19 protein-coding genes are annotated in these 21,700 nt (G+C 73.2%); 8 read left to right on the forward strand and 11 right to left on the reverse strand.

The features are described 5' to 3' along the window. Position 1: 1 nt before the first annotated feature. Positions 2–1,399, reverse strand: coding sequence for a MoxR family ATPase (locus KM427_RS20925; RefSeq protein WP_215525180.1), 1,398 nt, complete (start codon positions 1,397–1,399; stop codon positions 2–4). Between the two features lie 85 nt (positions 1,400–1,484). Between KM427_RS20925 and KM427_RS20930 the strand changes: the two genes are divergently transcribed. Then, positions 1,485–1,850 (forward strand): YchJ family protein, encoded by a 366-nt coding sequence (locus tag KM427_RS20930; RefSeq protein ID WP_215525181.1) that lies wholly within the window; start codon positions 1,485–1,487, stop codon positions 1,848–1,850. Positions 1,851–1,863: 13 nt separating this feature from the next. Here KM427_RS20930 and KM427_RS20935 read toward each other — a convergent pair whose 3' ends face one another. Further along, positions 1,864–2,724 carry a universal stress protein gene (locus tag KM427_RS20935; RefSeq protein ID WP_183591727.1) on the reverse strand — a complete coding sequence of 287 codons (861 nt, stop codon included), beginning with the start codon at positions 2,722–2,724 and terminating at the stop codon, positions 1,864–1,866. A 162-nt stretch (positions 2,725–2,886) separates the two neighbouring features. Here KM427_RS20935 and KM427_RS20940 point away from each other — a divergent pair, with 162 nt between their 5' ends. Beyond that, the gene (locus KM427_RS20940) at positions 2,887–3,327 is read left to right on the forward strand and encodes a pyridoxamine 5'-phosphate oxidase family protein (RefSeq protein WP_215525182.1); all 441 of its coding nucleotides are present in this window, start codon (positions 2,887–2,889) and stop codon (positions 3,325–3,327) included. 31 nt (positions 3,328–3,358) lie between these two features. Further along, complete coding sequence (locus KM427_RS20945) at positions 3,359–4,945, forward strand: GAF domain-containing sensor histidine kinase (RefSeq protein WP_183591729.1); 1,587 nt, start codon at positions 3,359–3,361, stop codon at positions 4,943–4,945. A 160-nt stretch (positions 4,946–5,105) separates the two neighbouring features. On the opposite strand, the gene KM427_RS20950 is transcribed toward KM427_RS20945, so the two are convergent. The 9 genes from KM427_RS20950 to KM427_RS20990 form a co-directional block, all read right to left on the reverse strand. Then, a complete protein-coding gene (locus KM427_RS20950; RefSeq protein WP_215525183.1) occupies positions 5,106–5,765 on the reverse strand; it encodes a response regulator in 660 nt (219 codons plus the stop codon). Positions 5,766–5,857: 92 nt separating this feature from the next. After that, positions 5,858–9,052, reverse strand: a complete 3,195-nt coding sequence (gene cydD, locus KM427_RS20955; RefSeq protein WP_215525184.1) for a thiol reductant ABC exporter subunit CydD — start codon at positions 9,050–9,052, stop codon at positions 5,858–5,860. Continuing rightward, positions 9,049–10,065, reverse strand: a complete 1,017-nt coding sequence (cydB, locus tag KM427_RS20960) for a cytochrome d ubiquinol oxidase subunit II (protein WP_215525185.1) — start codon at positions 10,063–10,065, stop codon at positions 9,049–9,051. The genes cydD and cydB overlap by 4 nt, the downstream gene beginning before the upstream one ends. A 27-nt stretch (positions 10,066–10,092) precedes the next feature. Continuing rightward, positions 10,093–11,562: a cytochrome ubiquinol oxidase subunit I gene (locus KM427_RS20965; RefSeq protein WP_183591733.1), complete on the reverse strand. Its 1,470-nt coding sequence runs from the start codon at positions 11,560–11,562 to the stop codon at positions 10,093–10,095. Between the two features lie 358 nt (positions 11,563–11,920). After that, the gene (locus tag KM427_RS20970; RefSeq protein WP_183591734.1) at positions 11,921–12,235 is read right to left on the reverse strand and encodes a GIY-YIG nuclease family protein; all 315 of its coding nucleotides are present in this window, start codon (positions 12,233–12,235) and stop codon (positions 11,921–11,923) included. A gap of 216 nt (positions 12,236–12,451) precedes the next feature. Next, the gene (locus tag KM427_RS20975; protein WP_215525186.1) at positions 12,452–13,258 is read right to left on the reverse strand and encodes an enoyl-CoA hydratase; all 807 of its coding nucleotides are present in this window, start codon (positions 13,256–13,258) and stop codon (positions 12,452–12,454) included. Positions 13,259–13,263: 5 nt separating this feature from the next. Next, on the reverse strand, positions 13,264–14,469 hold the full coding sequence (locus KM427_RS20980; protein ID WP_252274724.1) for a lipid-transfer protein: 1,206 nt from the start codon (positions 14,467–14,469) through the stop codon (positions 13,264–13,266). Next, a complete protein-coding gene (locus tag KM427_RS20985) occupies positions 14,466–14,906 on the reverse strand; it encodes a Zn-ribbon domain-containing OB-fold protein (protein WP_215525187.1) in 441 nt (146 codons plus the stop codon). The genes KM427_RS20980 and KM427_RS20985 overlap by 4 nt, the downstream gene beginning before the upstream one ends. Before the next feature lie 96 nt (positions 14,907–15,002). Beyond that, positions 15,003–16,403 carry a cystathionine beta-synthase gene (locus tag KM427_RS20990; RefSeq protein WP_183591738.1) on the reverse strand — a complete coding sequence of 467 codons (1,401 nt, stop codon included), beginning with the start codon at positions 16,401–16,403 and terminating at the stop codon, positions 15,003–15,005. Between the two features lie 77 nt (positions 16,404–16,480). On the opposite strand from KM427_RS20990, the gene KM427_RS20995 reads away from it, so the two are divergent. The 5 genes from KM427_RS20995 (at position 16,481) to KM427_RS21015 (ending at position 21,569) form a co-directional block, all read left to right on the forward strand. After that, positions 16,481–17,524, forward strand: a complete 1,044-nt coding sequence (locus KM427_RS20995) for an SGNH/GDSL hydrolase family protein (protein WP_183591739.1) — start codon at positions 16,481–16,483, stop codon at positions 17,522–17,524. Between the two features lie 70 nt (positions 17,525–17,594). Further along, a complete protein-coding gene (locus tag KM427_RS21000) occupies positions 17,595–18,353 on the forward strand; it encodes an ABC transporter ATP-binding protein (protein WP_183591740.1) in 759 nt (252 codons plus the stop codon). Then, entirely contained in the window at positions 18,350–19,696 is a 1,347-nt protein-coding gene (locus tag KM427_RS21005) for an FtsX-like permease family protein (protein ID WP_215525188.1), read from the forward strand. Before KM427_RS21000 ends, KM427_RS21005 begins: the two co-directional genes overlap by 4 nt. Then, positions 19,693–20,934, forward strand: a complete 1,242-nt coding sequence (locus tag KM427_RS21010; protein WP_215525189.1) for a sensor histidine kinase — start codon at positions 19,693–19,695, stop codon at positions 20,932–20,934. Before KM427_RS21005 ends, KM427_RS21010 begins: the two co-directional genes overlap by 4 nt. After that, a complete protein-coding gene (locus KM427_RS21015; RefSeq protein ID WP_215525190.1) occupies positions 20,922–21,569 on the forward strand; it encodes a response regulator transcription factor in 648 nt (215 codons plus the stop codon). The genes KM427_RS21010 and KM427_RS21015 overlap by 13 nt, the downstream gene beginning before the upstream one ends. The last annotated feature ends 131 nt before the right edge of the window (positions 21,570–21,700 follow it).

The following is a 21,700-nucleotide window of genomic DNA, read 5'->3' on the forward strand; positions in this document are numbered from 1 at the left end:
GTCACCCGTAGACCGTCTCCGCGCCGTCGACGTCCTTGCCGATCCGGCGGGCCAGGTAGAGCCCCTCGAGCGCGAGCTCGATGGCACCGGCACGCTGGCCGTCGTTGGTCGCGCCGATGCGCTCGCAGACGTCGTCGTACAGCTCCGACTCCCCGAGCACCGGCAGCCCGGTGAGGAAGTCGCGGGCGGTGACCTGCTCGCCGGTCGCGACCATCGCGCCGTCCTCGATCGCCTGCACCAGCAGGCCGAGGTCGAGGCCGCGGAAGCGCTGGCGCACGGTCTCGGCGGTGGCGGTGCGGAGCAGGTGGGTCAGCACCTCGGCCTCGCGGCCCTCCTCGCCGCTCTCGAACTCGATCTTGCCGCCGAGCACGTCGACCGCGGTCTCGAGGTCGACGACCCGGGCGACCGGCTCGTCCTCGCCCTGGCTGGTGGCGCGGTGCAGCGCGGCCGCCGCGACCGTCTCGGCGCCGGCGATCGAGAAGCGCGCCGAGACGCCCGACCGCTGGTCGACCGAGCTGGACTGGCGCAGCGCCCGCGAGAAGCGGGCCAGGATCTCGACCAGGTAGTCGGGCACGTCGGCGACCAGGTCGGCCTCCTGCCGGATCACCGCCACCTCGTCGTCGAGCTCGACCGGGTAGTGGGTGCGGATCTCGGCGCCGAAACGGTCCTTGAGCGGGGTGATGATCCGGCCGCGGTTGGTGTAGTCCTCGGGGTTGGCGCTGGCGACCACGAGCACGTCGAGCGGCAGGCGCAGCACGTAGCCGCGGATCTGGATGTCGCGCTCCTCCATCACGTTGAGCATCGCGACCTGGATCCGCTCGGCGAGGTCGGGCAGCTCGTTGATCGCGACGATGCCGCGGTGGCTGCGCGGGATCAGGCCGAAGTGGATGGTCTCCGGGTCGCCCAGCGACCGGCCCTCGGCGACCTTCATCGGGTCGACGTCACCGATCAGGTCGGCGACCGAGGTGTCGGGGGTCGCCAGCTTCTCGGCGTACCGCTCGTCGCGGTGCCGCCAGGAGACGCGCAGGTCGTCGCCGTACGTCGCGGCCGCCTGCTGCGAGGTCACCGTGATGGGCTCGTAGGGGTGCTCGCCGAGCTCGGAGCCGGAGACCACCGGCGTCCACTCGTCGAGCAGCCCGACCATGGTGCGCAGCAGCCGGGTCTTGCCCTGCCCGCGCTCGCCGAGCAGCACGACGTCGTGGCCGGCGATCAGCGCGCGCTCGAGCTGCGGGATCACGGTGTCGGCGAAGCCGTGCAGGCCGGGCCACGGGTCGCGGCCCTCGCGGAGCATGGCGAGCAGGTTGTCGCGGATCTCCTGGCGCAGGTGCTTCTGGACATGGCCGGAGGCGCGGAGCTCGCCGACCGTGCTGATCTGCGGAGGGGTGGAGGGAGCGGTCACGTCCTCACGCTACGCCGGACCCGCAAGAACCGGGACCCGTCTCCGGTTACGGTCGCGCCCGGGCGCGCCGCGTAGGGTTTCGCCCGTGCTCCTCCAGCAGCCCTGCCCGTGCGGCTCCGGTGCGACGTACGACGCCTGCTGCGGGCGGATGCACCGGGGCGCGGTGGCGGCGGCGACCGCGGAGGAGCTGATGCGGTCGCGCTACGCGGCGTACGCCGTCGGCGACCTCGACTACGTCTTCCGCACCTGGCATCCGCGCACCCGCCCCGACGACCTCGCCCCCGATCCCGGCCTGACCTGGACGGGCCTGCGGGTCACCGACGCCGGGGCGGACTGGGTCGAGTTCGTCGCGTCCTTCACCCGCGCCGGCGCGCCCGGCGAGCTGCGCGAGCGCAGCCGCTTCGAGCGGCGCGCCGGGCGCTGGATGTACGTCGACGGCGACGTCGACTGATCGCCCGCCGGCACTACGAAACGATCGCGACCGGGCACTCCGCGTGCTCGACCACCGACAGCGCCACCGATCCGGTCAGCAGCGTCGAGAGCCGACCGCCGTGGTGGGCGCCGAGCACGACGAGGTCCATCCGCCGCGACTGCTCGACGAGCGCTCCGGCGGCGTCCTCGCGCACCAGCTCGAGCCGGGTCGTGACGTCCGGGTACTTCTCGGCCAGCCCGGTGAGCGGCTCGGTGACCGAGATCCGCAGGTCGTCGTCGGTCGCGTTGGGCGGCCACACCTCCTCGATGCCGTGCAGGATCGTCAGCGGCAGCTGGCGCAGCGACGCCTGGCGGTAGGCGAACTCCACGGTCGCCCGCGACGACGGGCCGCCGTCGACCCCGACCACGACGCCGTTGCGCACCCGACCCGGGTTGCCGGGCCGCACCACGACCACGGGGCAGGTGGCGTGGCGGACGACGGCCAGCCCGACGGAGCCCAGCAGCAGGCTGGCGACCGGGCCGCGACCACGCGACCCGACGACCAGCACGCTGGCCTTCTCGGCGAGCTTGAGCAGCGTGACGCGGGGGTCGGCCATCCACGCGGTCTGGTTGACGCCGAGGTCCGGCTGGCGGATCTCGACGTACGCCCGGGCGTCGGCCAGGAGCCGCCGTCCGTCGTCGGCCATCGCGTCGACCACGGCCCGGTGGCTGCCGCCCATCGGGTCGGTCCAGGCGACGCCGGCGGGGTCGATGCCGTGGGCGAGGGTGAGCTGCCGGCGCTCGCGCACCGCCTGGTCGATCGCCCAGTCGAGGGCCCGGTCGGAGGAGGGCGAGCCGTCGATCCCCACCACCACCGTGCCTGGCGGGATGAGCGTGTTCTCCGTGTTACCCATGGCTGCCTCCCTGGCGTCGTCTACGACTCCAGATTCCCCCGGTGAGGCCCGGACCAGTAGCGGCGAAGGCCCGGCATTCTCGGGACCATCGGCCCTCGGCTGCACGTGTGATCGGGAGCACCATGGAACGAGCGGACGGACCCGACCCCGAAGGAGGCAGTCGTGCAGGAATCCGTCGACCTCAGCCCGGAGCAGTGCACCCTGCTCCTGGGCGCCGGCATCACCGGCCGGGTGGCGCTCTCCTCCCCGGACGGCCCGCACATCGTGCCGGTCAACTACTCGGTCGTGGGCGAGGCGGTGATCATGCGCACCTCGCCGTACAGCGTGCTCGGCACCTACGGGCGCGGCAGCATGCTCGCCTTCGAGGTCGACTGGTTCGACCACGAGCGCTGGCGTGGCTGGAGCGTCGTCGTCCGCGGCCGCGCGAACGTGGTCACCGACCCGCTGGAGCTGGACCGGATCCGCACGACGTGGGACCCGCAGCCGTGGGCCGCCGGCGCGCGCAACCTCTACCTGCGGCTGCACTGGTCGGAGATCAGCGGCCGCCAGATCGGCGTCGGCTGGGACCCGGTCGAGACGCTTCCGGTGCGTCGCGCGGTCTGAGAGAGCGGGGCCGCTGGGGCAGACTGACGCCGTGCACCCCAGCGACGGCGCCAGCGGCGTCCTTCCCGACTCGACGCGCGCCCTGCTGGACGCCGTCGCGGCGATCTCCTCCGACCTCGACCTACGCAGCGTGCTGTCCCGGATCGTCGAGGCGGCGACCCGGCTGACCGACGCGCGGTACGGCGCGCTGGGCGTGATCGGCGACGGACCGGTGCTCATCGAGTTCGTGACGACCGGGGTCAGCGACGAGGAGCGGGCCCGGATCGGCGACCCGCCGCACGGCCGCGGCATCCTCGGCCTGCTGATCCGGCGCCCGCAGCCGATCCGGCTCGACGACCTCACCCAGCACCCCGACGCCACCGGCTTCCCGCCCAACCACCCACCGATGGGCACCTTCCTGGGCGTCCCGGTGCGGATCCGCGGCACGGTCTTCGGCAACCTGTACCTGACCGAGAAGTCCGGTGGCCGGTCGTTCACCGAGCAGGACCAGCTGCTCGTCGAGGCGCTGGCCAACACCGCCGGCTTCGTCATCGACAACGCGCGCGCCTACGGCCTCAGCGAGCGCCGGCGCCAGTGGCTGGAGGCGGCCGCCGACCTCGACGAGGCGGTGCAGCCGCCGGTCGACTTCGACGGCGCGCTGCGCGAGGTGGTTCGCGCCGCCCGCAACGTGGCCCGGGCCCGCGCGGTCGCCGCGACGACCAGCCGGCCGGGGAGCCAGCCGCAGCTCTCGACCGGGCGGCCGGAGCTGCGCGCCGGTGTCGCCGCCGCGCTGCGCAGCATCGTCGACGACCCGGACATCGCCCAGCTGACCGAGCCGACCGAGACCAGCGTCGACGAGTACGACGCGTTCGTCGTACCGCTGCGCACCCACCTGGCCGGCAGCGGGCAGCTGGTGGCGTTCTTCGACCCCGGCACCCGCCCGCTGCCGGTGGAGGACCGCGAGCTGTTCGTCTCGTTCGCCGAGCACGCCGCGCTGTCGCTCGACCGGGCGCAGGGCCTCGACGACCGCGCCGAGCTCGCCGTGACCTCCGACCGCGAGCGGATCGCCCGCGACCTCCACGACCTGGTCATCCAGCGGCTGTTCGCGACCGGCCTCCAGCTCCAGCGTGCGGAGTCGATGATGCAGACGCCGGAGGGCGCCGACATCGTGCAGCGGGCGGTGGACTCGCTCGACACGACGATCAAGGACATCCGGGGCACGATCTTCGAGCTCCAGCAGCACGGCACCGGCCCGTCACTGCGCGCGGACCTGCGGGCGCTGGCGCGCGAGTACGCCCCGCTGCTCAAGTTCGACCCGGTGGTGCGCACCACCGGCCCGGTCGACTCCGCCGTGCCGTCCCAGGTGCGGGACCAACTGCTGCCCGTCGTCCGCGAGGCGCTGTCGAACCTGGCTCGGCACGCCGGCGCCGACCACGGCGAGATCACCGTCGAGGTCGGCGACGGCGAGCTGCGGCTGAGCGTGCTCGACGACGGTGTCGGGATCGGCGAGGTCTCCTCCGAGAGCGGGCTGCGCAACGCCCGGCGGCGTGCCGGCGCGCTCGGCGGCCGGCTCGAGGTGACGCCGCGGTCACCGCACGGCACGTCGTTCGTGTGGCGGGTGCCCCTGTCGGGTGGGTGAGCGTGGGTCGGTGGTGGCGGGTGCCGACGGGGCGGCGCTTCATCAAGGGATCCAGGCCAACCCGCGCCTCCCGGGGCGAACCCACCCAGGGGAGCGCGACTTCACCCTCATCCCTTGATGAAACCGCGCGCCCGCACCCGCGCACCCGAGCAATGCACCCTCAGCGCTGCTGGTCGCCGAGCAGGCGGCTGGCGAGCACCGCGGCCTGGGTGCGGCGCTCGAGCCCGAGCTTGGAGAGGATGCTCGAGACGTAGTTCTTCACGGTCTTCTCCGCGAGGAACATCCGCTCGCCGATCTGCCGGTTGGTCAGGCCTTCGGCGATCAGCGCGAGCAGCTTGCGCTCCTGCTCGGTCAGCTCGGCGAGCTCGGGGGCGACCGTCTGCGGGTGGCGCACCCGCTCGAGCACCTTCGCGGTCATGCTCGGGTCGATCAGCGACTTGCCATCGGCCACCTGCCGGACCGCGTCGACCAGGTCCGCGCCGCGGATCTGCTTGAGCACGTAGCCCGACGCGCCGGCCATGATCGCCGCGAACAGCGCCTCGTCGTCGTCGTACGACGTGAGGATCAGCCCCCGGATCGACGGGTCCACCGCGCGCACGGTGCGGCACACCTCGATGCCCGAGCCGTCGGGCAGCCGGGCGTCGAGCACGGCCACGTCGGGACGCAGCGCCGGGATCCGGTTGGCGGCGTCGACCGCCGAGCCCGACTCCCCCACGACCTCGATGTCGTCGTTGCTCTCCAGCAGTGCGCGCAGGCCCTCGCGGACGACCTCGTGGTCGTCGAGCAGGTAGACGCGGACCTTGCGGGACTCCTCGGTCATGGGCCATGTCTATCAGCCCGCCATCCGCGTCGAGACACCCGAACTGGCTCTCGGGGGCATCGTTCCGGAGCCATTCCAGGTGTCTCGACGACTCACCCCAGGCTGAGCACCCGGTCGACCCGGTCCAGGCCGGCCTCGGCGTGGGTGATCCAGACGACCGTGCGCCCGTCGCCGCGCGACAGCACCTCGGCGGCCAGGTCCTCCGCGGTCGCCCCGTCGAGGTGGGCGGCCGGCTCGTCGAGCACCAGCACCGGCTGGTCGGCGAGCAGCGACCGCGCGATGGCGATCCGGGCCCGCTCGCCGCCGGAGACCTGCGCATGACCGTCGCCGAGCCAGCTGTCGAGGCCGTCGGGCAGCGAGTCGAGCCAGTCGCCGAGCCGCGCCTGCCGCAGGGCGGCCTCGACGTCGCCGTCGGTGGCGGCGGGGCGGGCCAGCCGGACGTTCTCTGCGAGCGTGGTGGCGAAGATGTGCGGGTCGTCGTCGACCAGCCCGACGGTGCGGCGTACGTCGTCGAGCGACACGTCCGGCAGGGGCTGTCCGCCGAGGCGGACCGTGCCGTCGATCGGATCCACGAACCTCATCAGCAGCGCCGCGAGCGTGCTCTTGCCGCACCCGGTCGGTCCGACCACCCCGAGCCGGTCACCGGGCCGCAGCACCAGATCGAGATCGCGGAGCACCGGGCGATCGTCCCAGCCGGCCGAGACCGCCTCGAGCGCCACGGTGGCACCGGCGGGCGGGACCGGCGCGGCCGGCGACGCGACCGCGGGGGCGCGAGCGGCCAGCGCCCCGAGCCGCTCCTCGGCGGCCCGGGTGCGTGCGGCCAGGGCACCGGCGTCGGCCAGCGACGCCGCGACCTCGCCGAGCGCGAGCGGCAGCAGCACCAGCAGGGCGAGCATCGGGCCCGACACGGTGCCGGTCAGCAGCGGGGCCGAGACGGCGACGCCGAGTCCCGAGCAGACCAGCACCAGTGCCCGACCGCCAGCGAGCCAGGTCGCGGCCGCGACGGTACGCCGACCGAGGTCGGCGCCCAGCGCGGAGACGGCACCGACCGCGCGCTCCTCGGCCTGCCACATCGCGAGCTCGCTCGCGGTCTGGGTCGCCTCGACGACCGCGTCGGAGAGCCGGGCGCGGATCGCGACCGCGTCGCGCTCGGCCCGCCCGGCCCCGGTGCGCGCCAGCACGTAGCCCGCGGCACCGGCCGCGCAGACGCCCAGCAGCACCGGCAGCACGACCGGAGCCAGGAAGGCCACGAACACCACCGCGATCGCCGCCGTGAGCGCGAAGCCGCGCACCGGCATCCGCACCCGCAGCTCCCGGTCGAGCACGGCGTCGACGTCGTCGACCACGGCCGCCAGCACGTCGCCGCGCCGCCGGCCGAGCGCGCCCGGCGTCAACGGCACGACCGCGTCGTACACCGCGACCCGCCGGTCGGCGAGCAGCCGCAGCACGACGTCGTGGGAGCGCAGGCGCTCGGCGTAGCGCAGCACCGGCCGCGCGATGCCGAAGGCCCGCACGCCGACGATCGCGACCATCAGGGTCAGGATGGCGGGCTGGTACGACGCCTGGACGATCAGCCAGCCGGCGGTGGCGGTCAGGGCCACCCCCGACGCCGAGGCCAGGCCGCCGAGCACGGTCGGCAGCAGCAGGCCACGACGGGGCTGCTCGGCCGGTGGCTCCGGTGCCGCCGAGCGGGCGGCCACCGACGCACCCCGCACCGGCAGCACGGGCTGCGGCGCCGGCAGGGTCACGACCCGGTCGGCGAGGGCGACGAGCGCGGGTCGGTGCGCGACGACCACGACCGCGGACCGCCGGCCCAGCCCCTGGACCACCTCGGCGATCACCCGCTCGGTCTCGGCGTCGAGGTGGGCGGTCGGCTCGTCGAGCAGCACGTAGGGCCGCTCGGCGAGCACCACCCGGGCGAGCGCCAGGCGGGCCCGCTCGCCGGCCGACAGCGTCGTGCCGTCCTCACCGAGCCGGGTGTCGGGATCCATCGGCAGCGCGACCGTCTCGAGCGCCGCGAGCAGCTGCTCGCGGCTCGCCGACGGCACCGCGAGGCGGAGGTTGTCGGCGATCGTCCCGGCGACGAACACCGGGCGCTGCGGCAGCCACGCGATCCGGTCGCGGGTCGGCCCGTGCACGACACCCGAGGTCGGCTCGAGGAGCCCGGCCAGCACGGCGAGCAGCGTGGACTTCCCGCAGCCCGACGGGCCGGTCACGGCCAGCACGCCCCGGTCGGGGACGGCGAGGCTGACGTCGTCGAGGGCGGGTACGGCGCGGCCGGGCCGCAGCACGGAGACCTGCTCGAGCCGCAGCGCGCCGGGGCGGCGGTGCGGGGTCGGGTCGTCGGCGTCGACCAGGTCGCTGGCCGCCTCGAACGTCGCCACGCCCTCGGCCGCGGCGTGGAACTCCGCGCCGACGCGGCGCAGCGGCCAGTAGGCCTCCGGCGCCAGCAGCAGCACGACCAGCGCGGTCTCCAGGTCCAGCGAGCCGTTGGCGAGCCGGATGCCGACGGTCACCGCGACCAGCGCGACCGACAGCGTGGCGACCAGCTCGAGCACCGCCGAGGAGGCGAACGCGATCTGCAGCGTCTCCACGGTCCGGCGCCGGTAGCGGTCGGTGATCGCCCGGATCGTCGCCGACTGCGCCTCGGCCCGGCGGAAGGCGACCAGCGTGGGCAGTCCGCGCATCACGTCGAGGAAGTGTCCCGACAGCGACGCGAGGGCCCGCCACTGCGAGCGTGCGCGGTCCTGGGTGGCGAGGCCGACCAGGATGCCGAACACGGGGATCAGCGGCAGCGTCGCCAGCACGATCAGCGCGCTCATCGGGTCCTGGGTCGCGATCGCGACCAGGGTGACCACCGGCAGCACGCCGGCCAGCACCAGCGCGGGCACGTAGCGGGTCAGGTACGGCTCGGCCGCGGTCACGCCGCGGGTGGCGAGGCCCGCGAGCTCGCCCGTCGACCGGCCCGCTCCTCCGTCGTCCCCGCCACGCCCCAGGATCGCGCGCACGACCCGGCGGCGTACGTCGGCGCCGACGACCGCGGCCGCCCGGGCCGCCATGGTGTCGGTCGTCCAGCCCACCGCCGCCCGGGCCGCGAACACCGCCGCCACCACGATCGCCCAGGTCGTCACGCCGACCCCGTCGAGGGCGGCCAGGATCAGCTCGGTCACCGCCCAGGCCTGGCCGACCAGCAGACCGCTGGCGACCACGCCCGCGACCAGCACGACGACGAGCTGGCGCCGGGCGGGCGCCAGCTGTCGTCGTACCCGGGGGTCGGTGGGCCTCATGTCGCGGTCTCGAGCTCCGCGTCGTCGATGTGATGCATGGAGATCCGCTTGCGGAAGATCCAGTAGCTCCAGGCCTGATAGCCGAGCACGATCGGCAGGAAGATCGCGGCGACGATCGTCATCACCTTGAGCGTGTAGTCGGTCGCGGAGGCGTTGCTGGTCGTCAGCGAGTACAGCGCGTCCGTCGTCGACGGCATGACGTCGGGGAAGAGCCCGACGAAGAGGCCCGCCACCGCGAGCGCGATGCACGCGAAGGTGCCGATGAAGGCCCAGCCCTCACGGGCGACGTACGCCGTGGCGATGCCGCCGACCAGCGCCAGCGCGGCGAGCACGAACAGCACGGCGGAGCCGGCGTTGCCGGTCAGCGTCTGCGCCCAGATCAGGAACACGACCGCCGCGACCGCCGCCGCCAGACCGCTGCGCACCGCGACCGTGCGGGCCCGGTGCCGGATGTCGCCGTCGGTCTTGAGCGCCAGGAACATCGCGCCGTGGGTCAGGAACAGCAGCAGCGTCACGACGCCGCCGAGCACCCCGAACGGGTTGAGCAGCGTGAAGATGGTGCCGGTGAACTCCTTGTCGGCGTCGATCGGCACGCCGCGCACGATGTTCGCGAACGCCACGCCCCACAGGAACGCCGGGACGTAGGAGCCGACGATGATCGCCCGGTCCCACCACGAGTGCCAGGCGGCCTCGGGCCGCTGGTGGCGGTACTCGAACGCGAGCCCGCGCACGATCAGGGCCACCAGGATCAGCAGCAGCGGTAGGTAGAACCCGCTGAACAGCGTGGCGTACCACTCAGGGAAGGCCGCGAACGTCGCGCCGCCCGCGGTGAGCACCCACACCTCGTTGCCGTCCCAGACCGGACCGATGGTGTTGATCATGATGCGCCGCTCGCGGTCGTCGCGCGCCAGCCAGGGCAGCAGCATCCCGACGCCGAAGTCGAAGCCCTCCAGGCAGAAGTAGCCGATCCAGAGGACGGCGATCAGGGTGAACCAGACAGTGGTGAGCTCCATGACTCGGTCTCCTCGTCCCTCTCGTCCTCAGTAGGCGAACGCCAGCGGGCGGTCTTCGTCGTCGTCGCTGCCGCGCAGCGCCGGGTTCGGTGGCTCCTCGAAGTCGTCGGGGCCCTTCTTGATCACCCGGAGCAGCAGGCCGACCTCGATGATCGCGAGCACGCCGTACAGGCCGGTGAGGGTGATGATCGAGATCCAGGCCTCGGTCGTGCTGACGCCCGGGGAGACGCCGCGGCCGACGTTCATCATCCCGAAGACCACCCACGGCTGCCGGCCCATCTCGGTGAAGATCCAGCCGGCGGAGTTGCCGAGCAGCATCAGGATCGGGGTGGCGATGGCCATCCGCCCGAACCACTTCGACGTCGGCACCCGGCCCTTGCGGGTCAGGAAGAGGATCAGCCCGGCGAAGAAGGCCGCGACCACGCCGAAGCCGATCATGTAGCGGAAGGTCCAGTAGGTGACGGGGATGATCGGCGTGTACTCGCCCGACGGGTCGTAGTACGCGGCCCCCGGGTCCTGGCCGTAGGTCTCGCGGTACTCCTCGCGCAGGTCGTTGATGCCGTGCACCTCGCCGTCGAAGCTGCCGGTGCCGAGGAAGGACAGCAGGCACGGCACGGTGATCGAGAACTTCTCCTCCTTGCCGTCCGGCGTCCCGATCGTGAAGATCGAGAACGGCGCGCAGGACTCCTCGGTGTCGTACAGCGCCTCCGCGGCCGCCATCTTCATCGGCTGGACCTCGGTCATGATCTTGCCCTGGAAGTCGCCGCTGACCGCGACGCCGATGCCGGCCACGAGCACCACCCACGCCCCGAGGCGGATGCCCATCCGGTACATCGGCCGGTCCTCGATCTTGATCCGCTCCCGCTTGCCGGCCCGGAGGTAGAGCCACGCGCTGACGCCCAGGATGAAGGCGGCGGCGGTCATGTACGCCGCGAAGATCACGTGCGGGAAGGTGACGAGCTGGACCTTGTTGAACATCACGGCGGCGAAGTCCGTCAGCTCGGCGCGCCCGGTCTCGGGGTTGTAGGTGTGGCCGACCGGGTGCTGCATCCAGGAGTTCGCGGCGAGGATGAACCAGCTGCTCGCGAGGGTGCCGAAGTGCACGATCCACATGCAGCCGGCGTGTAGCGCCCGCGGCAGCTTGTCCCACCCGAAGATCCACAGCCCGAGGAACGTCGACTCCAGGAAGAACGCCAGCAGCGCCTCGATGGCGAGCGGCGCACCGAAGACGTCGCCGACGAAGCGGGAGTAGTCCGACCAGTTCATGCCGAACTGGAACTCCTGCACGATGCCGGTCACCACGCCGATCGCGAAGTTGATCAGCATCAGCTTGCCGAAGAACTTCGTCAGTCGCAGCCACTCGGGCTTCCTCGTGCGCAGCCAGAGCGTCTCCATCACCGCGACCAGAGCCGTCAGCCCGATGGTCAGCGGAACGAACAGGAAGTGGTAGACGGTCGTGATGCCGAACTGCCACCGGGCGATGTCGAGGATGTCCACCGTGCTGTCTCCGCTCCCAGGTCGTCGTGCGCGCCACAGCGCCCACCCACGCTAGGGACGACGGTCGCCCGCCCACCCGTGCCGGAAGATCTGCCAGACCGGGCCTAAGGTCCCGCCGTCCATCCTTGTGAAACTTTTCTCAAAGTCTGCGCCCGCCCCCCAACCCTTGACAAGAGGGGGTGCTCCGACCCCTCCAGAACGTGACCCGGGTCTCGTCCGCACGGGGTTTCGAGACAGGCGCTAGCGCGCCTTCCTCAACCACCGACGGGCCACGGTGGTTGAGGAGGTTGCGCTCGCACCGCCCACGGTGGTTGAGGAGGTTGCGCTAGCACCGCCCACGGTGGTTGAGGAGGTTGCGCTAGCAACCGTCTCGAAACCACCGATCCGTCGACGAGGTCCGTCGCTTCGCCAGCGCGGGAAGCCCGTCGAAGTCGCCTCGGATCAACGCCTCCCGCTTCCTGCGGCTCCAGCCCTGGATCTGTTTCTCGAAGGCGAACGCCTCGGTGACCGAGTCGTACTCGACGGCCCAGACGAGGTGTACGGGCCGGCGGCGCCGGGTGTACGCCGCACCGGCGGGATCGTTGTTGTGCTCCCAGATCCGCCGCTCGAGGTCGAACGTGCTGCCGACGTAGTAGGAACCGTCAGCACACTCGACGATGTACGTCCAAGGCATGGCGCGAGCCTGCGCCGCCCCAGGTGTACGCCGCAACCGCGCCGCTCGGACCTGTGGACGGAGGTTTCGAGACAGGCGCTAGCGCGCCTTCCTCAACCACCGACGGACCACGCGGTTTCGAGACAGGCGCTAGCGCGCCTTCCTCAACCACCGACGGCCACGGTGGTTGAGGAGGTTGCGCTAGCAACCGTCTCGAAACCACCGAGCCATCGGACCTCAGCGGTCGTCGGTGAACTCCGCCGGACGGCGCTCCTTGCGGGCCCGGGTGGCCTCCTCGAAGTTGCCGGTCAGCAGCCGCAGGTAGAGCTGCCCCAGCCCCTCGGTCGGCAGGTAGGACTCCAGACCGCCCGCGGCGATGCCGGCGTGCAGCGTCTTCTTAGTGAGCTCGATGCCCGGCTGCGAGAAGCCCGCGATCCGCCGTCCCGTCTCGACGGCGGCGGCGACCACGTCGTCGTGCACGCCCGACACCAGGCCGATCCGCTCGGCCTCCTCGGCCGTGACGTCGCGACCGGTGAGCATGATGTCCGCCGCGCGGGTCGAGCCGACGGCACGCGGCAGCAGGTAGCTGAGGCCGAGCTCGCTGGCGGTGAGGCCGTTGTTGATGCCGGCCGCGCGGAAGTACGCCGAGGGCGCGGCCAGGCGGAGGTCGCAGGCGAGCACGAGGCACAGCCCGCCGCCGATCGCGGCGCCGTTGACCGCCGCGATGACGGGCTGGCGCAGCTGGCGGATCGCGAGGATCACGCCCTCCAGCGCCTCCATCGCCCGCAGCGCGTACGTCGGTCGCGTCACCCCCGCCACACCCGGGGGGACGCCCGCCGACTCCTGGTCCGCGCCCGAGCAGAAGCCCGCGCCGGCGCCGGTGACGACCACGGCGCGGACGACGTTGTCGTGGCGGAGCTCGGCGAGCGTCTCGCCGAGGGGCACCATCACCTCGAAGGCCATCGCGTTCATCCGCTCGGGCCGGTTGAGCGTGACGACGGCGACCTCGGGCACCGGCCGGTCGAGCAGGATGAAGCCGGCCATCGCGCTCAGACGCTCAGGATGACCGAGGAGCCGTGGCCGAAGAGGCCCTGGTTGGCGGTGATGCCGACGCGGGCGCCCTCCACCTGGCGGCCGGTGGCCTGACCGCGCAGCTGCCAGGTGATCTCGCAGACCTGGGCCAGCGCCTGGGCGGGCACCGCCTCGCCGAAGCAGGCCAGGCCGCCGGAGGGGTTGACCGGGATCCGGCCGCCGATCGTGGTCTCGCCGGCGCGCAGCAGCGCCTCGGCGTCGCCGCGCCCGCAGAGCTGGAGGTCCTCGATCCAGTCCAGCTCGAGCGCCGTCGACAGGTCGTAGACCTCCGCGACGGACACGTCGGCCGGGTCGATGCCCGCCTCGTCGTACGCCGCCTGACCGATCGACTCCTTGAAGGTGCGCTCGGGCGCAGCGACCGCGGTGGTCGCGTCGGTCGAGAGCAGCGGCATGTCGATGACGGTCTGCGGGAAGGTGGGCGTCACCGTGGAGATCGCGTTGATCCGGACCGGTCCCCGCCCGCCTGTGGAGAGCCCGTGCCGCTTGGCGTACTCCGTCGACGTGAGCACCACCGCGGCCGCGCCGTCGGAGGTGGCGCAGATGTCCAGCAGGTGCAGGGGATCCGAGACCACGGCGGACGACAGCACGTCGGCGACCGAGACCTCCTTGCGGTAGCGCGCGTGGGGGTTCGCCAGGCCGTGCCGGGCGTTCTTGACCTTGACCTGCGCGAAGTCCTCCACGGTCGCGCCGTAGAGGTCCATCCGCCGGCGCGCGTAGAGCGCGAAGTACGCCGGGTTGGTCATGCCGAGCAGCCGGAAGCGCAGCCAGTCGGGGTCGTCCCAGCGCTCACCGGCGTTGGGAGCGAGGAACCCCTTCGGCGTGGTGTCGGCGCCGACGACCAGCACGACCTCGGACAGACCGGCCAGGATCCGCGCCCGGGCCGTGTCGAGCGCCTGGGCGCCGGTCGCACACGCGGCGTACGACGTCGCGACCTTCGCGCCGTTCCAGCCGAGCGCCTGGGCGAACGTCGCACCGGCGACGTAGCCGCCGTAGCCGTTGCGCACGGTCTCGCCGCCGACGATCAGGTCGACGTCGGGCCAGGCGACGCCCGCGTCGGCGAGCGCGGCCCGGGCGGCGTGCACGCCGTACTCGACGAAGTTGCGACCCCACTTGCCCCACGGGTGCATGCCGACACCCGCGACGGCGACGTCGTACCCACTCACTGGTCCGCCTCCTCACCCAGCTCGGTGACCGGCTTCCAGCGCCAGGTCAGCTGCTCGGAGGCGTACTCGGTCTCGACGACGAGCTCGACCTCCCCACCGACGTGCAGGTCGGCGACGCCGTACCCCTCGGCCACCTGCCCGAGCACCACGAGGCCCTCGGGCAGCTCGACCGCGGCGAGCGCGAACGGCACGAACGGGTCGGGAGCCTGGTACGGCGGGGGCGGCTGGTACTGCGCGTCCGTGTACGACCAGACGGTCCCACGGCGTGAGAGCGTGGTCTCCTCGAACTCCTCGCCCGCGCACGCCGGGTTGCGACAGAAGCCGGACGTGGGCGGGAAGAAGACCGTCCCGCACGCCGTGCACCGAGACCCGAGGAGCGTCGGCTCCGGTCCGGTCGTGAACCAGCCCTCGATCGCGGGCGTCGCCGTGTCGGTCATGCGCCACACCGTACCAAGCAACTGCTTGGTTGGGTACGCCGAAGCGGGTCGTCCGCCTCACACGGGTCTCTACACCCTCCTGAGGCGGACGACCCCTCAGCCGCGGGCCAGGTACCCCAGCAGGTCGTGCCGGGTGACGACGCCGACCGGCTTGCCGTCCTCGTGCACCAGCAGCGCGTCGGCGCCCTCGAGCGCGGCGACCGCGTCCGAGGCGGCCTCCGTGGAGCCGATCGTCGGCAGCGGGCCGGACATGTGCTGGCTGACGCTGTCGGTGAGCCGGGCGGTGCCGGTGAAGAGCAGGTCGAGCAGGGTGCGCTCGGAGACCGCGCCGACGACCTCGGCGGCCACCACCGGGGGCTCGGCGCGGACGACGGGCATCTGCGAGACGTTGTACTCCTGCAGGATCGCGACGGCCTCGGCGATGGTCTCGTTGGGGTGGGTGTGCACGAGGTCGGGCAGCCGCCCGTCCTTGCCGCGCAGCACCTCGCCGACGGTCTGCACCGGCACGTCGGCGGCGCCGTCGACCGGGAAGCCGTACTGCCCCAGCCACTCGTCGTTGAAGACCTTGGTCAGATAGCCGCGGCCGGAGTCGGGCAGCAGCACGACGATCACGGCGTCCTCACCCTCGGGCGTCCCCTCGAGCTCGTGGGCCAGCTGGATCGCGGCGTGCACGGCCATGCCCGACGAGCCGCCGACCAGCAGCGCCTCCTCGCGGGCCAGCCGCCGGGTCATCGCGAAGGAGTCGGCGTCGGAGACCTCGATGATCCGGTCGGCGACGTCGCGGTCGTAGGCGTCGGGCCAGAAGTCCTCACCGACGCCCTCGACCAGGTACGGCCGCCCGGTGCCACCGGAGTAGACCGAGCCGGCCGGGTCGGCGCCGACGACCTGCACGGACGGATTCTGCTCCTTGAGGTAGCGGCCGGTGCCGCTGATCGTGCCGCCGGTGCCGACGCCCGCGACGAAGTGGGTGATCCTCCCCTCCGTCTGCGCCCAGAGCTCCGGGCCGGTCGTCTCGTAGTGGGAGCGGGGGTTGTGCGGGTTGGAGTACTGGTCCGGCTTCCACGCGCCCGGCTGCGACGCCAGGCGGTCGGAGACGTTGTAGTAGGAGTCGGGGTGCTCCGGCTCCACCGCGGTCGGGCAGACGACCACCTCGGCGCCGTACGCCTTGAGCACGTTGCGCTTGTCCTCGCTGACCTTGTCGGGGCAGACGAAGACGCACTTGTAGCCCTTCGCCTGGGCGACCATCGCCAGCCCGACGCCGGTGTTGCCCGACGTCGGCTCGACGATCGTGCCGCCCGGCTGGAGCTCGCCGGAGGCCTCGGCGGCCTCGATCATGCGGGTCGCGATGCGGTCCTTCACGGAGCCGCCGGGGTTGAGGTACTCCACCTTCGCGAGGACGATCGGTCCCTTCGCTCCTTCGAGGGAGCCGGTGGACTTCGACAGCCGGAGCAGCGGAGTGTTGCCGATCAGGTCGAGGAGCGAGTTCACGTACTGCATTGCCTCAATCTAGGGGGTTCTCGGCACCGGAGGGGAAACGTCGACGACCGGCTGGCGCGCCTCCGTAGGGTGGGGGCGTGGGGAAAGCCAGTGCCGCTCGGAAGCTGGCCTCTGCCGCCGCGTACGGCGGTGGGGGCTTGTCCGTCGTGGGCGCGTCCCTCTACGGCGTGCTCGTGCTCGAGGCGCGCTGGGCCCGGCGCATCATCGGCGAGACCAGCAACACCCCGCCGCCGGACCCCAGCGGCTGGTACGGCCGCGGACGACCCGGCCCCGCGGTCAAGGTGGCGCTGCTGGGCGACTCCAGCATGGCGGGGTACGGCGTGGACCGGGTCGAGGAGACGCCGGGCGCGCTGCTCGCCAGCGGCCTGGCCGAGCGCGCCCACCGTCGCGTGCACCTGCGGTCGTACGCCGTGGTGGGCGCGATGTCCTCCGACCTCGGCCCCCAGGTCGACCGCGCGCTGCCGACCGAGCCCGACGTCGCGGTGATCCTGGTCGGCGCCAACGACGTCAAGAACCTGGTGCGGCCCTCCGCCTCGGTGCGCCACCTCTCGGAGGCGGTGCGGCGGTTGCACGAGTCCGGCACCGCGGTGCTGGTCGGGACCTGCCCCGACCTCGGGACGGTGAAGCCGATCGCTCCCCCGCTCAAGCAGCTCGCGCGGTCCTGGTCGCGGCGGATCGCGGCGGCGCAGACGATCGCGGTCGTCGAGGAGGGCGGCCGCACCGTGTCGCTGGCCTCGATCCTCGGCCCCGAGTTCGCGGCCGCACCGGCGCTGCTGTTCGGCCCCGACCAGTTCCATCCGTCGGTGAGCGGCTACCGGTCGCTGGCGCAGGTGCTGCTGCCCTCGACCCTGGCCGCCCTCGGGCTGATCCCCGACGACGAGACCGAGCCCGAGGCGTTCCGCGGCGAGGGCGTGCTGCCGATCACCACGGCCGCGATCCAGGCGGTCAACATCCCCGGCACGGAGCTCGACGGCACCCAGGTCGGCGGCGCGCGCCGCGGCGTACGCGGCCTCTGGGTCGAGCTGCGGCACCGTCGGCGGCACCCGGGCACCGAGGGCGAGGCGCCCGGCGAGCAGGAGGAGGACGACCTCCAGCAGATCCAGGGCGAGGCGAACGGGTAGGGAAAACCCCACCCCCGCCGGCGGTCCAGGCCCATCGAGACGGCGCCCGAGGATCGGAAGAGTCGGGGACATGAACTCCAACGCCACCTCTGCGGCCCTCGAGGTCCGCGGCCTGACCATGACGTACGGCGCGGGCGCCGGCGCGGTCCGGGCGCTCACCGACGTCGACCTGGCCTTCGCGCGCGGCTCGTTCACCGCGGTCATGGGGCCCTCCGGCTCCGGCAAGTCCACGTTCCTCAACTGCGTCGCCGGTCTGGACCGGCCCACCTCCGGGCGGGTCCTCGTCGACGGCCGCGACGTCACCGACCTCGGCGAGGACGACCGCACCCGGCTGCGGCGGGAGCGGATCGGCTTCGTCTTCCAGGGCTTCCATCTGCTGCCCTACCTCACCGCCGAGCAGAACGTCGGCCTCCCGCTGCGGCTCGCGGGGCGTCGCCAGGACCGGGCCCGGATCCGGGACCTGCTCGCGCGCGTGGGCCTCGGGGAGCGCGCGCGGCACCTGCCCGGGGCGCTCTCCGGTGGCCAGCAGCAGCGGGTCGCGATCGCCCGGGCGCTGGTCACCGAGCCGGCCGTCGTGCTGGCCGACGAGCCCACCGGCGCGCTCGACTCGACCACGGCCCACGACGTGCTCGCGCTGGTGCGCGACAGCGTCGACACCCTCGGCCAGACCGTCGTGATGGTCACCCACGACCCGGTCGCGGCGTCGTACGCCGACACGGTGGTGTTCCTCGTCGACGGCCGGGTCGCGGGTCGGATGGACCGGCCCACCGCCGACGCGGTCGCCGGCCAGCTGGCGCACCTCGACGAGCTGGTGGGAGCGGCGTCATGAGCATGCTCGCGCTGGCCTCACTCCGGCACCGCCGGACCGCCTTCACCGCGACCTTCCTCTCCGCGCTGCTCGGCGCGGCGCTGATCGGGGCGTTCGCGACGCTCGCGCAGACCGCCACCGGTGCCGGCGTCTCCGACGCGGACGCCGAGACGCTCACCATCATGGGCATCGTGGTCGGTGGCTGGGGCAGCCTGATCGTGCTCTTCTCGGTCGCGTCGACACTCGGCATCACCGTGCGCCAGCGCGCCGAGGAGATCGGGCTGCTCCGGGTCGTCGGCGCGACACCTCGCCAGGCCGGGCGCCTGGTGCTCGCCGAGGCCTCGGTCGTCACCGTGGTGGCCGCGGTCCTCGGCGCCGCGCTCGCGTGGCCCGCCGGATTCGCGCTGCTCGCGCTGTTGCGCAACGGCGGCATGGTCGGCGACGACGTCGCGTACGGCGGCGGCGTCGCGGCTCTCGGATCGGCCGCCCTGCTGGTCGTGCTCACCAGCCTCGTCGCGGCCGCGGTGACCGCGCGCCGGACGACGAACGGCCCGGCCACGCTCGCGATCGCCGACGCCCGCGCCGGCGGCTCGGGCCGGCTGCCGTGGTGGCGCACCGCGATCGGCCTGGTGCTGGTCGCCTACGGCCTCGGCATGGCCGTCGTCACGATCACCGTGACGGCCGACCAGGACGACCCGTACGCCGCGATGAGCACCAGCGGATCGAGCTCGATCCTGGTCGGCGTCGGGCTGGCGGTGCTCTCCCCCGTGCTGCTGCGCTGGCTGGCGCGGCTCTGCGCACCCGCCGTGGGTCGGGTCGGCGTGGTCGGCTGGCTGGCGGCGTACAACACCTCGCGCCGCTCGCAGCTGCTCGGCAACGTGCTCGCGCCGGTCATCGTGCTGACCTCGGCCGCGGTGGGCGTGCTGATGCTCGTCGGCATCGACCACCGCACGATCGGCGCCCAGGCGAGCGACGAGGGCGACACGATCAACCTGCTCAACAACGTGGTGACGGGCATGATCGCGCTCTTCGCCGCCGTCATGGTCGTCAACGCCTTCGCCGCCGTGGTGGCGGGCCGGCGCCAGGAGCTGCGGCGGCTGCGGTTGCTGGGTGCGACCACCACGCAGGTCGAGCGGTCGGTGCTCGCCGAGGCCGGCATCGTGGCCGGGATCGGCGTGCTGCTCGGCCTGGTCGCCTCGCTCGCCACGGTGGTGCCGTTCGCGGTCGCCCGCGACGAGGGCGTGGTGCCGGACGGCCAGCTCTGGCTGCCGCCGCTGCTGGTCGCGGCGACCGTCGCGCTCACGCTGCTCGCCGCCCGCTCGGCCGTGCACCGACTAGGCCCGCTGACGGGGGCCGCTCGATGACAGACTGGACCGTCATGTGGGTGCGGAGGATCGGGTCGCTGCGGCCCACGCCGGTCGACGAGGACGGCCTCGTCGACCGGCTCCGCCTGACCGCGGTCTCGCTCGGCTACGCGCTGGCGATGGCCCCGGCCCTGGCGCTGGCGATCCTCTCGATCCTCTGCATCCCGCTCGGCCTGGTGACGGTGGGCTTCGCCCTGGCCTTCGCGGTGGTGCCCGCGACGGCGGCGCTGACGGCGGTGCACCGCCGGGTCAGCGGCACCCTGCTGGGCGAGGAGCTCCGCGCGGCGTACGCCGACACCACCGACACCAACCTCTTCACGCGGCCGGCGCGCTGGGTCACCGACCGGGCTCGCTGGCGCGACGTCGGCTTCCTGTGGTTCTCGGCCACCGGTGGGTTCGTGCTCTCGCTGCTGCCGGTCGCGATGCTCACCTTCCCCTTCTCCTCCCTGGTGCAGGCGATCGTCTTCGGTGGCTGGGTGCAGTGGCTGCTGGCGCTGCTGGGTGGGCCGGTGCTGGTCGGCTGGTGGTGCGCCGCTCCGGCCCTGGTCCGCGCCCGGGCCCTCGCCGAGCGCGGCATCCTCGGCCACTCCCGGGTCGAGGAGCTCGAGCAGCGGGTCACGGAGGTCACCGAGTCACGCGCCGAGACCCTCGACCACAGCGCCGCCGAGGTACGCCGGATCGAGCGCGACCTGCACGACGGCGCCCAGGCCCGGATCGCGGCGGTCGGCATGAACGTCGGCCTCGCCGAGAAGCTCCTCGAGTCCGACCCGGCCGCCGCCGCGGAGCTGCTCCGCGAGGCCCGCGAGAGCACCATCACCGCGCTCGAGGACCTGCGCTCGGTGGTCCGCGGCATCCATCCGCCCGCGCTCGCCGACCGCGGCCTGGCCGGCGGGATCGAGGCGCTCGCGCTGCCGTTGCCGCTGCCGGTCACCGTGGCGCTCGACGTACCCGCCGGGCTGCCGGACCCGGTCGAGTCCGCGGCGTACTTCGCCGTCGCGGAGTGCCTGGCCAACACCGCCAAGCATGCGGCCGCGACGCGCGCCTGGGTCACCGGGGCCTACGCCGACGGCGTGCTCCGCCTGGTGGTCGGCGATGACGGCCGCGGCGGGGCCGACCCGGCCGGCAGCGGGCTGTCCGGGGTGGCGCGGCGGCTGGCCGCCTTCGACGGTCGGCTGGACGTGCTCAGTCCGGCCGGCGGGCCGACGGTCGTGACGATGGAGGTGCCGTGCGGGCGGTGATCGCGGAGGACCAGGCGCTGCTGCGGGTCGGGCTGACCCGGATCCTCGAAGCGAGCGGGTTCACGGTCGTCGACGCCGTCGACAACGCGCCCTCGCTGACCCGCGCGCTCGCCTCCCCCGATGTCGATGTGGCGGTGGTCGACGTGCGGATGCCGCCGACGTACTCCACCGAGGGCCTGGTCGCCGCGATCGAGGCGCGGCGCGGCCGCCCGGGCTTCCCGGTGCTGGTGCTCTCGCAGTACGTCGAGCCGCTCTACGCCCGCGAGCTGCTCGCCAGCGGCGAGGGCGCGGTCGGCTATCTGCTCAAGGACCGGGTCGCCGACGTCGACGGCTTCGTGGCCTCGGTCCGCCAGGTCGCGGGCGGTGGCACCGTGCTCGACCCCGAGGTGGTCGCCGGCCTGGTCGCCGGGGCCGGCCGCGGGCAGCCCCTGGAGCGCCTGACCCCGCGCGAGCGGGAGGTGCTGACGCTGATGGCCGAGGGCCGCTCGAACGCCGCCATCGCCGCGCGGCTCTTCGTCACCGAGAAGGCCATCGGCAAGCACACCAACGCGATCTTCACCAAGCTCGACCTGCCGCCGGCCTCCGACGACAACCGCCGCGTGCTCGCCGTCCTCGCCTGGCTGGACGGTGCTTAGGCGGTCGCCGGGTTTCGGCTGCTGACAGCCGAAACCGGCACGACACGCCGAGTCCGCACCGCGTGTCTCGCGGGCTCTGGCTGCTGACAGCCGAAACCAGCACGACACGCCGAGTCCGCACCGCGTGTCTC

It is taken from the genome of Nocardioides sp. LMS-CY (genome assembly GCF_018732145.1).
GTDB classification, from domain to species: Bacteria; Actinomycetota; Actinomycetes; order Propionibacteriales; family Nocardioidaceae; genus Nocardioides; species Nocardioides soli.